Raw genomic sequence first — 13,629 nt, 5'->3', positions numbered from 1 at the left:
TGTAGACGCCGCCCGCGAGGGTCACGGTGAGCGTGCCAAAGGCGCCCGCAACGGTGCCGCCGGCAGTCACGTCGGTGCCGTTGATCACGAGCGATTCGATCGTGTCGTTGCCGGTCGTGATCGTGAAGGCGCCGCTTGCAAACTCGCTGTTCGAAGCCGAATCCGATCCCGTCGCAAGACCTGCTTCGTCGACCTCGTCATGGCCCCCAGCGTTGGGTGCGGACGGCACCACGTCGATGACCGGCGTCGAGTCGACTGCCAACGTAATCGTCACCGTCGCCGTGGAGACGTCTCCATCGCCGTCGGTGATCGAGTAGGCGAATGTCACCGTCCCCTCTTCACCGGGTGCCGGCGTGTAGGTGAAACTGCCGCTCGGATTGAGCACAAGCGCGCCTGCCCCCGTCAGCGAGTCCGCTACCAGCGCGACGGTCGAGGGCGCGACCCCGTCCGCGCCCGCCGTGTCGTTCGCCAGCACTTCGATTGTGACCGGCGCATTTTCGGCCGGCTGTGTCGCAACGTCGTCGCGCGCTGTCGGCACGTCGTCGACAATGTCGACCGTGATCGTGCCGCTCGCATTATCGCCATCGCTGTCGGTGACGACCACGTCGAACGCGTCGGCGGTCGCATCGCCGTCGGTGCTCGCGGTGAGCGTATAGCTGTAGCTGTAGACGCCGCCCGCGAGAGTCACGGTGAGCGTGCCATAGGCGCCCGCGACGCTGCCGCCGGCGGTCACGTCGGTGCCGTTGATCACGAGCGATCCGACCGTGTCGTTGCCGGTGGTGATAGTGAGCGTTCCGCTCGCCGTCTCGCTGTTGGCGGCCGCATCCGATCCGGTCGCAAGCCCCGCCTCGTCGACCTCGTCATGGCCCGCAGCGTTGGGTGCGGACGGCACCACGTCGATGACCGGCGTCGAGTCGGCTGCCAGTGTAATTGTCACGGTCGCCGTCGAGACGTCTCCATCGCCGTCGGTGATCGAGTAGGCGAATGTCACCGTCCCCTCTTCACCGGGTGCCGGCGTATAGGTGAAACTGCCATTCGGATTGAGCACAAGCGCGCCTGCCCCCGTCAGCGAGTTCGCTACCAGCGCGACGGTCGAGGTCGCGACCCCGTCCGCACCCGCCGTGTCGTTCGCCAGCACATCAATCGTGACCGGCACATTTTCCGCTGTTTGCTGCGCGGCATCGGCCTGCGCCACCGGCGCATCGTCGATCACATTGACTGCAATGGTCCCGCTCGCGCTGTCGCCATCGCTGTCGATAACGGTGACCGCGAAACCGTCAGCGGAGCCGCCCAGGAGATTGTCGGTGAGCGTGTAGCTGAAACCGATGGTCGTCGGCGCGATGCTCGTGATCGTCAGCGTACCCTGCGCCGTCGTGAAGGTCTGACCAACTCCGGTGACGGCGACGCCGTCGATGAGGACGGTAAAGGGCCCATCGCCAGAGGTAATTTCGATCACCCCGGATGCTGTTTCGGAATTCGAAGCCGCATTGGACCCGGCGGACTCGCCGCCGCGGGCGGGAAGGCCCGCCTCGTTCACCGTAACGCTCGCCATGACCGCGCCCGCAGGGTTGTCGGGCGTGACAATCACAACGCCCGGATCCTCATCGATCACCAGATCGGGGATCACTTCGCGCTCGGGGCTTTCGGGGAAGCTGAGCTCGGTATAGGGAAGCAGATCCCCAAGGCCGAAGGCGGCCTGAATCGGGCCGACATCCGAGGCAAAATTCCCGCCCGAACTTTGCGGCGGTCCCGCAGCAGGCTCGATTTCATTGCCGAGCAAGAGCGCCGCGAGGTTCACCGGCGGTACGGCAACGCCGTCCGCCACAAGCTGCGGCACGATCACCGCGCCGTCGGGGATGACGTAGCGCGTCCCGTCGACTGCGACGATTACCAGGTCGCGCCCTTCGGCTCTTACGTCTTCGAGCGACGTCCCGGGAGGAAGAATGACGATGCCTTGCGCGTCGGGGACGAGAATGATGCCGCTGGCGGCGGCGGGCGGAGGAGCCGCCTCCGGCGCCTGTTGCATTCCGCCGTCGCTATCGAACCCTCTAAAGTCCTCGGCCTCGAAATCGGTCATCGTCTTACCCCACAGTAGCCAGGGCTCGACAGGCCAATCAAACGTCCCGCCGAAGCGGTCCCCCATCCCTGTCGATCCTAGCGGATCCGGCTCGCTCATTCGGGACGCTGGTCAGCGCCAGCGAGTCGTTACATGAGGCAAAGGAAACAGGTTTTTATGACAGTTGCAATAAAATTAACCATTTAGCGCCTTTTTTGGGCGCCTTTGCGGCCACAACGCAACAATTATTGCAAATACAACATATTATTGGGATGCCGCGTTGCCCGCGACGTGCTTCCGTCCGGAAATCGCGGGAAAATGTCCCGATCAGGCGCAACTGGTGGTGCACATTTTCGGTGCATCCCATGCGCGCGCGCGTTTTCCTTGCAACGCTTTTCAGGCGACTTTTCGATGGTGCGACGAGCGGTCACGACAGTGCCAATGTGCTGCCTTACCGCAACCGCAATCCTCCTCGGAACTGGGGCCAGTCAGACGCTGATCAGGGCGAGCCAGAAGCCCGCCGCAATCGCCACGCCATAGGGGACTTCCCATCCTTTGAGCAGGGAACCTTTGCCAGCGAGTATGCCGAGCCGGCGCCCGACCATCATCACCAGCAGCAGGACTAGGCCCGCAACTGAGGTCCAGCCAAGGAGTGCAAGAGGTCCGGCAGCGGGGATGATTGGCGCCGCGCAGGCGGCCGCCGCGTAGAATTTGGCGTCGCCGCCTCCAATCACCCCGAACCGGAAGAGCAGCATGCCGACAAGCAGCGCGGCTGCGGCATGGAGCAGCGCCCAGGGCAAGAGCGCAGCGCCCTGCGTCGCTCCAAGCCCGAAGATGGCGGCAATGGCGAACGCTGCGCAAACCCTGTTGGGAAGGCGCCTCGATGTAACGTCAAGCCACGCCCCCAGCGCTGCGCACGCCAGGGCCGGCCACCACATTATGTCGGGCATCACTTGCGGAACGTCACGGTAATCGGGAGGGCCTTCGCTGCCGGCGCCAGCGCAAGCTGCTCCTCATTTCCCGCTTGATCCGCGACCGGCGCACCTGCCTCAGGATCGCGATAGACCACCGCCATGGCGGGGGGAGCTGCCGTGCTGGGCTGCGATCGGATCAGGACTTCGGCGCGCGAGATGCGCGTAGCCTGTCCGGTCAGCGCCTCGCGCGACGCAACCCGGGTTTCATTCGTGCGCGCCGCCAGCGCTTGCGCGTCCGAAGTCGGGGTTACGTGCGACCGCGCGAGCATGACCTGCTGCAAACGCAGCAGGTTCGCCGCAAATTTGGGATTGTCCGGATCCTGTTCGATTGCCGCCCGGAAATAGCGTTCGGCAATATCAGCGCGCCCGAGCTTCGCGTAAGCAACTGCAAGACCGTTGTTGGCCTCACCGCGCGCAGCCGGATCGAGCAGCGCGATACGAAAAGACGCCACCGCGGCTGAAATATTGCCGCTTCGGAGGAGAGCTTTGCCTTCTTCGAGCGCCCCCGAGGTGCTTTCCGCGAGCGCGCTTCGCTTGGCCGCGGCCGCAGGCCGCTCCTTGGACATCCAACTGGTCAACGGAAACGACTGGCAGCCGCCCAAGACCGTAGCCGTGCTCAACGCTGCAAGCAGCCTGATCGCCTTTTTCATATATCAGCCTCCCCCTGTAAGAGCCGGAACCATTTCCCGAACGATGCGCACCGCACCGGGCAACATCAGGACGCCGATCATGGTCGGCAGCATGCAAACCACGAGCGGAATCGAGATGAGGACGGGAAGACGATGCGCCTTCTCCTCCGCCCGCAGCCGGCGCTTCTCGCGCATCTCATCAGAATAGACGCGAAGCGTTTCTCCTATGCTCGTCCCGAGCTTGTCCGATTGGATCAGCAGGGTGGCGAAGCTTCGCACTTCCTCCACACCGCTTCTGTCCCCCATTTTGCGAAGCGCTTCGTCACGCGCGGCCCCCGCACGCAAATGCAACGTCGCGCCGGACAGCAGCTCCGCGACGAGTGGTTGCGAATGCACCATCTCGCGCCCGACGCGGTCCATTGCCGCTTCGAGGCCAAGCCCTGCTTCGACACAAACGAGCATGAGGTCGAGACAGTCGGGAAAGCCGTTGGTGATCGCCTCCCGCCGGCGGTCTGCTCGCGCTGTCACGTATAGGTTCGGAAGATACAGCCCGAGCAACGCTAGGGCGGAGCCGAACAGGTAGAGCTTGAAAAAGGACAGTTCTTTGCCGCCCGCGTTCGCCAGCAAGACATAGAGTGTCGGCAAAAGCAGCACCAGCACGAGACGGGTCAGCGTAAACAGCTTTGGCGCGGCCGGGGAGGTAAATCCTGCCGCGATCATCTTCTGGCGCAGCTCATCGCCCTTGGTATCGGCAAGGTTCAGCCCCGCCTTCTCGATCCGCTCGGTGAGTTTCAGCCAGCCGCCATCCCGGCGCTCCTGCAAGCGTGCGCCCCGCTCGGAAGGGCCCGATTGCGCGATCGACTTGATGCCGGATCGCAATGCCGCGCGCCGCGTCACGATGCGCACGACTGCGGTCAACAGAAATACCGCGAGCATGAACACCAGCAGCAGGAACGCTGCCCGCGCGAACAGATTTGTGGCGAGAAAATCTACCATCTCAAACCTTGACGTTCACCATGCGCCGGATCGAAATCACCCCGACGCCATACCACAAAAGCATCAGCGGAAAGCCGACATAGAAAATGGGATCACCCGCGACGTCGAGATAGAAAGACGGGTTCAACAGGAAGACCAAGACGAAGGTGAAGATCGGCAGCCCCGTCAGCATCAGCCCCGTCATCCGGCCCTCCGACGAGAGCGCACGAACCTTGAGATACAGTCCGGCGCGCTCGCGGATGACCTTCGAAAGATTGTCGAGAATTTCGGCAAGGTTGCCGCCGGTTTCATTTTGCACCGAGAGGGAAACCACGAACATCCTCAGATCATCGAGATCCCACCGCTCCGCCATATCATTTAGCGCGTCCGTCAGATCCGCGCCGTAAGCGATTTCATCGGACACCAAACCGAATTCCGATCCGATCGGGTCTTCCATCTCCTGAGTGAGAAGGTCGAGCGCCGCGGCCACAGGGTGGCCGGAGCGCAGCGAGCGGACGAAGATATCGAGAGCGACGGGAAACTGCTCCTGCATCCGCTTGCGCCGCCTTTGCGCAAGGAAGGAGATCACCATCAGCGGTACGCCGAGGGCTGCGGCAGCCGCAAATGCCAGGATGAGCTGGATGACGCCTGCGGTGATCGGATAAGCGGCACTCCATATCGCCATCGTCACAATGATGACCAGGACCGAAAAGATCGCCGCCATGCCAATACCCACTTGCAAGGCTGTCCAAGGGACCGCGGCCATCGAAAGGTTGCGGCGGAACGTAAAATACAATCGTCCCCATGGACTCGCCGCATCATTCAGCAAGACTGGATCATTCTTGCGCAGGATGGTGACGACCTCTTCGCGCGCCGCTCCGCTGGCAATCATCTTCAGCCGCTTGTTGACGGCGCCCACATGCGCGCGCCGCTCGATCGATGTCCGGAGCACGACCTGCGTGATCAGGAATACAAATGCGAAGATCCCCAGGAGAACCAGAAACCGGGCGACTTCCCCGCCGATCACCGCACGTCACCCAGCTTCAGCGAGGGACGAAAAAGATCGCTTGGCAGTTCGATACCATGCTCGCCCGCATCGTTGAGGAACTTGGGCCTGATGCCCGTCGCCTCGAAGTGACCCAGCACATCCCCGGTGTCCGAGCGACCTGCCATCTTGAAACGGAAGATCTCCTGCATGGTGATCGTTTGCCCTTCCATACCCACCACCTCGGAGAGGCTGAGCAGGCGCCGACGGCCATCGGCCTGCCGGCCGATCTGGATCACGACGTTGATTGCAGACGCGATCTGCGCGCGGGCGGAGGCTGGCGAAATTTCGATCCCGCTCATCCCGATCATCTGCTCGACGCGCGAGAGGGCATCGCGCGCGGTATTGGCGTGCACGGTCGTCATAGACCCGTCGTGCCCCGTATTCATAGCCTGCAGCATGTCAAAGGCTTCGCCGGAGCGCACTTCGCCCACGATAATCCTGTCGGGGCGCATGCGCAGGGCGTTCTTGACGAGGTCGCGCTGCGTAATTTCGCCGCGCCCTTCGATGTTCGGCGGACGGGTTTCGAGGCGTGCAACATGCTCTTGCTGGAGTTGCAGTTCCGCCGAATCCTCGATGGTGACGATCCTCTCGCGGCCATCAATATAGGAGGACAGTGCATTGAGCAGCGTCGTCTTACCGGAACCCGTGCCGCCCGAAATCAGCACATTGCGGCGCGACCGCACGATCGCAGACATCACTTCGGCGACTTCCGCTGGCACGCTGCCCAGTTCGACGAGCCGCGCCATGCTGATACGCTGCTTGGCGAATTTGCGGATCGACAATAACGATCCGTCGATCGCGAGTGGCGCCACGATGGCGTTGACCCGCGACCCGTCGGCGAGCCGCGCGTCGACAAAAGGCGATGACTCGTCCACGCGCCGACCGACCGCGCTGACGATCTTCTGGATGATACGCAGCAGATGCCGCTCGTCCTGGAAGCGCGTCGGCACCTTTTCGAGCAACCCGAAGCGCTCGACGAAGACGGTTTTGTGTCCATTCACCAGAATGTCGGTGATCGACTCATCGGCAAGCAAAGGCTCGAGCGGCCCCAGTCCCAGGAGCTCATCGAGCACTTCGCCGACAAGGCGCTCACGCTCGCGTGCATTGAGCGCCGCGTCCTCCTCGATCAACAGCGAGAGGACTATGTCACCGACCTCCTCCTCAATCTGCTCTCGCGAGAGCTTGTCGAGGAGACTGAGGTTGATCCGGTCGAGGAGCTTGCGGTGGATGGCGCTTTTCAGTCCCAAAAAGCGGTCCGCCTCGGCGTCAAACGAACTACCGAAGATGGGTTGGGGTAAGCCGGCTTCGTTGGTGGCCTCGCCGTGCTTTCCGGCCTTGCTCTTGCCGATCTGCCACATCACGAGAGCTTCCCAAACTTGATTCGCAGCGCGTCGGCAAGCTTGTCGACATCGGCGGAATATGGGCTCTTCGAGCGGACTTCGTGCACGAGCAGCCCTTGGTCCTGCGCAATGCCGAGGTTCTGCGCATCGGCGTGGATTGCGCAAAGCACGTCGTGCCCGAGTGCTTCCTCGACATCTGCGAGCCCGATCGAACCGAACAGCCGGCGTTCAACCCGGTTCACCACGATCGAGATATGCTTCCGGTCGATCCCGACGCTTCGCATCAGATCCAGACGCCGCCGCGCCTGGCGGAGGCTCGCAAGATTCTGCTCGACGATCATGACGATCGCGTTGGCCTCGGCGAGCATCGTCAGGCTCCAATTGGTGAGGCCCGTCGGCAGATCCATCAGAACGTAATCATAGGCTTTCCGGGCAAGTTCGACCGCCTTGTGGAGCTGTTCGCTGTCAATTGCCTCGAGCGGGCCAATGTCTTGGGGTGCGGCGACCAGCGCCAATCCGCTGCTATGTTGTTCCACGACCGACTGGAGCATCGCCTGGTCGATCCGAACTCCCGCGTCGAGCAAATCGGTGAGGCAGCGCCGAGGCCGCAATCCCAGGACCTCGGCGGCGCGCCCAGTCTGGATGTCAAGATCGAACAGGCAAACGCCCGTTCCTTCGCGGGCGAGCCTTGCCCCCAAATGAGTTGCAAGCGTCGTGGCACCAGACGAGCCGGGCGTGCGCGCGACCGCCACCAAGGGTGCCAGCGTATCTCGCGCGTCGGGCTGCGGAGCGCGCGATTCCATCACGGTGACGGCCGCCTGCAACAGCTCTTCGAACGATAGCGGCAATGAAACAACGTCGGCGACGCCTTCGCGCAGCAGCGTGCGGACCAGGCCGACATTCGCGCTTTCCAGTGCGACGACTTGCGGCAAATCGGAGCGAAGCTTCCGAACGCGCTCGATGCGCCGCATCGATGCCGGAACCGCAGGGTCGATCTGCACAACCAAAATGCCAGCGCCCGCGAGATGAGTGCTGGCAATGGTGTCGTGCAGTCCCAGCGGGATCAGGGCAACATCCTCGAGCCATGGCGCATCCCTGTCGGCGGTCAGGGCATCAATATGCTCGCTGGCGGCAATGACCGTCAGTGGCGCAGGCAATCGCAAACGCTGGTCCTTTCCGGGGTATAGAGGAGAATTTGGGCGCCCCATGTCAGTTCGATTCTGTTCCGTCCCCGTCTTCCATCGTCAACGTATAGGAAAAATCGGGGAGATCGATGTTTCCGCCAAACAGCAGAATCGGGGAGAAATTCATGCCCGTCAGCCTTACCGTGACCAGCGGCGAGATGTCCATGCCATTGGGATTTCCTGCATAGCCAAGACCCGAGCCCCGATATTCGATGACGAGATTGTCGGCCTCAATTGCCGGCATGATCTGCTGCATGCGGCTCAGGAGATTCTGGAACGCGGCGTCGTTTTGGGTAGTGCCCGGATGGGGCTCGGTACCGGTGCAACTGGTCTGATTGCAAACCAGCGAGCCGAATGCCGCGGCAGGGATCCGGTCGCCTTGCGACAGCGTCGAGCCGCCGACCGACGCTCCCACATAGCTCGCGCCCATCAGGCTCTGCGCAATTGGATCGGTCACCACCGCCATGCGAGCGCCGATCTGGGTTGCCTTTTCGCCGCGATTGACCTCATAAAGAAAGCGCCCGGCGTCGATGAGTCCAAAGAAGAACAGAAGGAATATCGGCAGGATCAAAGCAAACTCCGCCGCGCTTGCGCCCCGCGCATCGCGCACAGCGCGCCCAAGAAAGACTGCCCCACTCATATGCCCATCGCCGCCGCTTGCTGGCTGGCATTCAGCGTGTAGGTTGAATCGATGACGCCGAGGCCGCCGAACAGCGCATTGTAACTGACGATCGCGGAGATGGTGACCCGCGGCGGGTTGCCCTTGTCCCTGTAGATGCCAACATTGGAGAGCGCGTCCGCGTCGCAAACGACATCGATCGCGATATCACTTGCTTCCCAACCCGGAACCCGGGGCACGCCACCCGAGACTGCTCCTGTGCGAGTGATTTCGCGAATGGCGGTGGTGGTGGCCGCATCGACGATCGGAGTGGTTCCGTTGCAACCGATCGCCGTGAAGGGCTGGCGACTGGCGAAGCGCGCGCCGTCGCGAACCCCTTTCACTACCTGGTGCTGGTTATAGAAATAATAGCCGAGCTCCACCGAGCCAAACAACAGCACGATCAGAAACGGAAGGATCAGTGCCATCTCGGCCGCGGCCGCGCCGCGCGAGCAAGACAAGAGGGAAGGACGCGCGGTCATCTGATCAGGTAAGGCACATCGCGGCGGATCACCGAGCCGGCCGTCTCGCCCGCCGAGCCCGAGGTCGTTTCGCCGATGATTTCGACGTAAATTTGATCCTGTCCCGTTGCACGCCGGGTTGATGAACCCGGCCGAGCGATCGAGGGTTCGACCAGGAAAACATCCATCCAGCGGCGAACGGGAACACCCGTGGAATTGCCGCGAACATTGTTCGCGGTGCAATTGACCACGGCCACGGACATGCGGCGGCGGTCGGCCGAGGTGGCGCTGGGTGTCACTCCGCCGCCATATCCACCACTGGGCTGCAACTGGCTGCATACGGGAGCCGCGTAGTTGATCGGCGTGCCGCCCGCGACGGTATCGGGGCGCGGCTTGGGATCGAGGATCCGCACGCCATCGATCACATTGCCACGGTTCGCAATTTCCCAGAGATAGACCTCGTAGCGGGTCGCGTCGGGCTTCAGCTTGGTGTTCGCTTGCCAGTCCGCCGAATTCCACCTTGTGCCGGCCATCGGGCCCTCAGTGCGCAGGTAGTGGGTGCGGAAATAGGTGTCGCGATGCCAGGTCCCGTCGCCGATCGACGTCGTGCACGCGCCCGCCTGCCCGGTTGCGAGCGCGTGACAGACGTCGCGCGGGTGCCCCATGGAATCGGGCGTCGAGCCCGGATTAGCGGGATCATATCGATTAGCGGGCAGATACCATCCCTGGCTGTCGTGCAAGCGGCAGCTGTTGTTGCCACTCGCGCCCTTCTGCCGCACCAGATCCTTGCGCGTATTGACCGATGGCGGACAGATCCCGCCGTCCTCACAGCCTTGCGTGTCATAGATATCGAAGCGGGTGTTCAGCGCCTGCGGCACATTCGACATATTGCCCGGCTCGGTATCGACCGTATCGACGCCGCTTTGCGAGAGACAGTTGCCGGGCGGCGACACCCACCCGAGCGCCATGCGCACCCCGGTCGCGCCATTACCCGTGCCCGTGTCGAGATAGCCGAAGTTGCCAGGCGTCCACGCGCCGCCTCCGCCCTGGACCACCAGCATCCCGCGCCCGCGCATCCCCGTGATGAAGTTGGCGTCGGGGTCCGATGCCTCGTTGGGATTGCAGACCATCAACGGCGGCGTGCGGCAAAGCGCCGATCCGACGCCCGCCACCGCCTGCGCAGAGATATTGCTGCGCAATGCGCCAACCACCGGTGTCAGCGCAAAATTCGCCGTTCGAGTGTTTACCCGCACGCACACAAAGGCCGCCTGTGCATCGCCCGTCGCCGTGGCGGACAATGCGCCAGCGTCGCCACACGCTTCCGCCTGATTCTTGTCCGCATAGAGGCGGACGGTGAGATCCGACACGTCGCGGCCCTCGCCGTCATTGGCGAAACGGGTTTCGTTGTTGATCAGGGACGTTGCAGCCATCGCGCTGCGATCGACCGCCCCGGCCCGGCGGTCGAGCTGCGTCGCGGCCGCGAGCGCCGCCTGGTCAGCGGCATTTTGCAGCTCGGTGTCGAGCGCCGCAAGACGGGCATAATCGAATGCGATCCCGGCTACCGCAACGAGCGCCGGGAGCGCCAGCGCATAGAGGGCCGCGGCGGCGCCCGCCTCGTCACGCCATATGCTGGACCGCCAAATGGACTGCGTGCGTTTCATTGCGAGTTCGCTCTTTTGCCACCGCCCGGAAATTATTGCGGCCCGGAGGCCGAACCTGCGTCGGTGGTGCGGATGCCATCCGGCTGCTTCACGGCGTCCGTGCGGTAGCGCTCCACGGCCTTTTGTGTCTGTTCACCGCTTCCGGTCATCGGCTCATCATAGACGGGGTCAGGATCGATCACCTGCGCCATCATGGTTTGACGGTTAGCCTCGCCGAAGCGCGAATCTCCGGGCTCTTCGAGGATCGACGGGACGCTCGCGCAGCCCGCGACCATTGGCAGCAGCGCGAGACAGGCAAGCTTGCGGAACGAGTCAATATTCATAGTCGCCCTCCTTCTTCAGGGGCACTGGATCATAGGCTTCGCCGAGCAGGGTCGCCGCGGCCGCATCGGGGTCGGCGACGCGGTCCGTCGGCAAGCGCACCTGCTCGGGCTTGATCGGCTGCACCAGTCGCGGCGTGACCACGATCAGCAGTTCGGTCTCGCCCTTTTGAAACTCGGTTGAACGGAACAGCGATCCGATGATGGGGATACCGCCAAGGAGCGGCACTTGGTTGATGGTGGTACGAAAATCGCGCTGCAACAGCCCGGCGATTGCAAAGCTCTCGCCGTCGCGCAGTTCCATCGTGGTGCTTGCCCGACGGGTTTGCAGCCCTGGGATCGAAATGCCGTTAAGCTGGATCGACGCTGCCGGGTCGATGGAACTCACCTCAGGCTCGACCTTCAGGTTGATCGTCCGGTCACCGAGCACCGTCGGGGTAAAGCCGAGGCTGACCCCGAACGGCTTGAACTCGACGGTCACGCTGCCGATGCCCCCATCCCCGCCACCGCCCGAGCGGCCCGACTGCACCACGGGAATCGGAAATTCGCCGCCGGCCAGGAAGGATGCCTTTTCACCCGAGAGTGCGATGAGCGTCGGTTCGGCCAGAGTCTTGGCAAAGCCCTTGGCTTCGAGCGCGTTGAGATAGGCTTCGAAATCGATACCGAGCAGGCGGAAGGTATCGCCGAAAATGCCAAAGCTATTGGCAACGCTGCCCGCCTTGAGAAGCGCTGTGCCGTCTTCGGGATTCGGTATCAACGACGATCCTGGCCCCGTCACGCCGCGGAAGGAGCCGTCGTTCATAAAGGCACGCACACCGATATCCTCGCCAACGCTGCGGCGCACTTCGGCGAATTTCACCTCGAGCATGACCTGCTGGCTAGCGCCGAGGCCGATCATGTTGACGACCTTATCGCCCGCATAGGTGCGCGCAAGTTGCACGGCGCGATCGATCATCGCGGGGTCGGTGGCCAGCCCAGTCAGGACGAGCGAGTCGCCGGAAATCTGCGCCTCGATCTGTGCGCCGGGGATCAGTCGCGCGGCCTGCTGGCGAAATCCATCGGCATCGGGGCCGACGGCGACATCCATTACTACAAGGACGCGCCCGCCGGCGTCATAGAGCGTCAGGCTGGTTGTCCCCATGCCCTTGCCCAGCACATAGACCGACCGGTCGGTGAGCGGCACAATATCGGCAATCGCCGAGCTCCCGACCATTGCCTTTGCGATCGGTCGGTCGGCAGTGACGATCTGGCTCTTGTTGATCGGCACTTCGAGTGTACCCCCGTGGAGCCCGCTATCCGCAGATTGCGCCGATGCGGGCGCCGCCGCGCACGCGAGCGCCAGCGGCAGAACCATATAAAGCGCGCGGCGAACGAGATTAATAGCCATGGCGCTGCACCCCTACAAAACTGGTATCGGTCCCGCGCACGACGGTCATGCCGGGCCCGCTAGGTCGCGGCGACGCTGCTGCGGGCTGTGCGGTCGGCGGCGTGGCGGCAGTACCCCGCACTTGCGGCGCCGGTGATCCAGAGGCGCGCCGAGCGGGAATGAACAATCCGCCGCCAAGCTCGCGGCTGGTAACCACGCGGCGCGCGCCCGTTCCCGGATCTTCGACATTGCGCAGTGCAAGGCTAAGCCGCCCAATCTGGGTCGCCAGAGCGAGACGCTGCGCGCCTTCAGGGTGGACCATTAAGGTCGCCGTCTTACTCTCGGAGGGATCGGTGTTCTGTTCGCTCGCGCGCAAATCAACCGCCAGCACCTGAACATTATCGAGCACGACAGTGGTCATCTTGTCATCACTGCTCGCACCATCGCCAGGAATCTGTCGCGTCAGCAGCACATCGACCACATCGCCGGGCGTGACAAAGCCGGCCACACCGCTGACAGCGTCGACCGGCACGGTGACCGCACGCATGTCGGGCGGGATGTTAGCCGAAAGAACCGCGCGTTCGGAAATTCGGGAGACCAATATGGGTTCACCCCGCGCGATCGGGCGGATCGCCACTTTGCCTTCACCCAGCAGTCGCTGCGCTTCGCCTTCGCGATAAGCGCCCTGCGGCACCGAATCGACAGGCCAGGCCACAAGCCGGACATTGGCGCTCGACAAGGCCGTACCGAACGCCAGATCCTGATCGGCAACGGCAATCCGCGTCATGGCGCGTTGCTCCGCCACCCGCTCCTGCTGCTTCTCGACCCCACTGAACCACGCGTTTGCAAAGTAAACCGCGACGAGGCCAAAAAGCACCGCCGCGCCAATGATAATCAGATTGCGCCGCTCCATCGAGCGTCCCCCCACACCGGCCTCAGGCAAAAATGTGAAAGACC

General features: G+C 63.2%; 13 protein-coding genes. All 13 read right to left on the bottom strand.

What is annotated here, in order from left to right:
* The coding region (locus tag B5X69_RS16325) for a beta strand repeat-containing protein (RefSeq protein WP_176141645.1) at positions 1-2,077 on the bottom strand (2,077 nt) is incomplete at its 3' end.
* 467 nt (positions 2,078-2,544) lie between these two features.
* Positions 2,545-2,994, bottom strand: a complete 450-nt coding sequence (locus B5X69_RS16320) for a prepilin peptidase (RefSeq protein ID WP_176141644.1) — start codon at positions 2,992-2,994, stop codon at positions 2,545-2,547.
* 11 nt (positions 2,995-3,005) lie between these two features.
* The gene (locus tag B5X69_RS16315; RefSeq protein WP_079639663.1) at positions 3,006-3,680 is read right to left on the bottom strand and encodes a tetratricopeptide repeat protein; all 675 of its coding nucleotides are present in this window, start codon (positions 3,678-3,680) and stop codon (positions 3,006-3,008) included.
* 3 nt (positions 3,681-3,683) lie between these two features.
* The gene (locus B5X69_RS16310; protein ID WP_245798780.1) at positions 3,684-4,595 is read right to left on the bottom strand and encodes a type II secretion system F family protein; all 912 of its coding nucleotides are present in this window, start codon (positions 4,593-4,595) and stop codon (positions 3,684-3,686) included.
* Positions 4,596-4,656: 61 nt separating this feature from the next.
* Entirely contained in the window at positions 4,657-5,661 is a 1,005-nt protein-coding gene (locus B5X69_RS16305; RefSeq protein ID WP_245798779.1) for a type II secretion system F family protein, read from the bottom strand.
* Entirely contained in the window at positions 5,658-7,040 is a 1,383-nt protein-coding gene (locus B5X69_RS16300; protein WP_079639661.1) for a TadA family conjugal transfer-associated ATPase, read from the bottom strand. Before B5X69_RS16300 ends, B5X69_RS16305 begins: the two co-directional genes overlap by 4 nt.
* A complete protein-coding gene (locus B5X69_RS16295) occupies positions 7,040-8,179 on the bottom strand; it encodes a CpaE/TadZ family protein (protein WP_176141643.1) in 1,140 nt (379 codons plus the stop codon). Before B5X69_RS16295 ends, B5X69_RS16300 begins: the two co-directional genes overlap by 1 nt.
* 52 nt (positions 8,180-8,231) lie before the next feature.
* The gene (locus tag B5X69_RS16290; RefSeq protein WP_079639659.1) at positions 8,232-8,846 is read right to left on the bottom strand and encodes a TadE/TadG family type IV pilus assembly protein; all 615 of its coding nucleotides are present in this window, start codon (positions 8,844-8,846) and stop codon (positions 8,232-8,234) included.
* Complete coding sequence (locus B5X69_RS16285) at positions 8,843-9,346, bottom strand: TadE/TadG family type IV pilus assembly protein (RefSeq protein ID WP_079639658.1); 504 nt, start codon at positions 9,344-9,346, stop codon at positions 8,843-8,845. The genes B5X69_RS16290 and B5X69_RS16285 overlap by 4 nt, the downstream gene beginning before the upstream one ends.
* Positions 9,343-10,986, bottom strand: a complete 1,644-nt coding sequence (locus B5X69_RS16280; protein WP_079639657.1) for a pilus assembly protein TadG-related protein — start codon at positions 10,984-10,986, stop codon at positions 9,343-9,345. Before B5X69_RS16280 ends, B5X69_RS16285 begins: the two co-directional genes overlap by 4 nt.
* A gap of 32 nt (positions 10,987-11,018) precedes the next feature.
* Positions 11,019-11,309, bottom strand: a complete 291-nt coding sequence (locus B5X69_RS16275; protein WP_139375829.1) for a hypothetical protein — start codon at positions 11,307-11,309, stop codon at positions 11,019-11,021.
* The gene (locus B5X69_RS16270) at positions 11,299-12,693 is read right to left on the bottom strand and encodes a type II and III secretion system protein family protein (protein ID WP_079639656.1); all 1,395 of its coding nucleotides are present in this window, start codon (positions 12,691-12,693) and stop codon (positions 11,299-11,301) included. The genes B5X69_RS16275 and B5X69_RS16270 overlap by 11 nt, the downstream gene beginning before the upstream one ends.
* A complete protein-coding gene (gene cpaB / locus B5X69_RS16265; RefSeq protein ID WP_079639655.1) occupies positions 12,683-13,585 on the bottom strand; it encodes a Flp pilus assembly protein CpaB in 903 nt (300 codons plus the stop codon). Before cpaB ends, B5X69_RS16270 begins: the two co-directional genes overlap by 11 nt.
* Positions 13,586-13,629: the final 44 nt, after the last annotated feature.

The sequence above is a fragment of the Sphingopyxis flava genome (assembly GCF_900168005.1).
In the GTDB taxonomy this organism is placed as follows: Bacteria; Pseudomonadota; Alphaproteobacteria; order Sphingomonadales; family Sphingomonadaceae; genus Sphingopyxis; species Sphingopyxis flava.
Note: the sequence above shows the minus strand (reverse complement) of the source record. Positions and strands in the feature narration are given on the sequence as shown.

What these genes read in the sequence shown, in the direction of transcription:
- B5X69_RS16320 (WP_176141644.1), bottom strand. Translation starts at nt 2,994, where the DNA reads ATGTGGTGGCCGGCCCTGGCGTGCGCAGCGCTGGGGGCGTGGCTTGAC.
- B5X69_RS16315 (WP_079639663.1), bottom strand. Translation starts at nt 3,680, where the DNA reads ATGAAAAAGGCGATCAGGCTGCTTGCAGCGTTGAGCACGGCTACGGTC.
- B5X69_RS16310 (WP_245798780.1), bottom strand. Translation starts at nt 4,595, where the DNA reads ATGCTCGCGGTATTTCTGTTGACCGCAGTCGTGCGCATCGTGACGCGG.
- B5X69_RS16300 (WP_079639661.1), bottom strand. Translation starts at nt 7,040, where the DNA reads ATGTGGCAGATCGGCAAGAGCAAGGCCGGAAAGCACGGCGAGGCCACC.
- B5X69_RS16290 (WP_079639659.1), bottom strand. Translation starts at nt 8,846, where the DNA reads ATGAGTGGGGCAGTCTTTCTTGGGCGCGCTGTGCGCGATGCGCGGGGC.
- B5X69_RS16285 (WP_079639658.1), bottom strand. Translation starts at nt 9,346, where the DNA reads ATGACCGCGCGTCCTTCCCTCTTGTCTTGCTCGCGCGGCGCGGCCGCG.
- B5X69_RS16280 (WP_079639657.1), bottom strand. Translation starts at nt 10,986, where the DNA reads ATGAAACGCACGCAGTCCATTTGGCGGTCCAGCATATGGCGTGACGAG.
- B5X69_RS16275 (WP_139375829.1), bottom strand. Translation starts at nt 11,309, where the DNA reads ATGAATATTGACTCGTTCCGCAAGCTTGCCTGTCTCGCGCTGCTGCCA.
- B5X69_RS16270 (WP_079639656.1), bottom strand. Translation starts at nt 12,693, where the DNA reads ATGGCTATTAATCTCGTTCGCCGCGCGCTTTATATGGTTCTGCCGCTG.
- cpaB (WP_079639655.1), bottom strand. Translation starts at nt 13,585, where the DNA reads ATGGAGCGGCGCAATCTGATTATCATTGGCGCGGCGGTGCTTTTTGGC.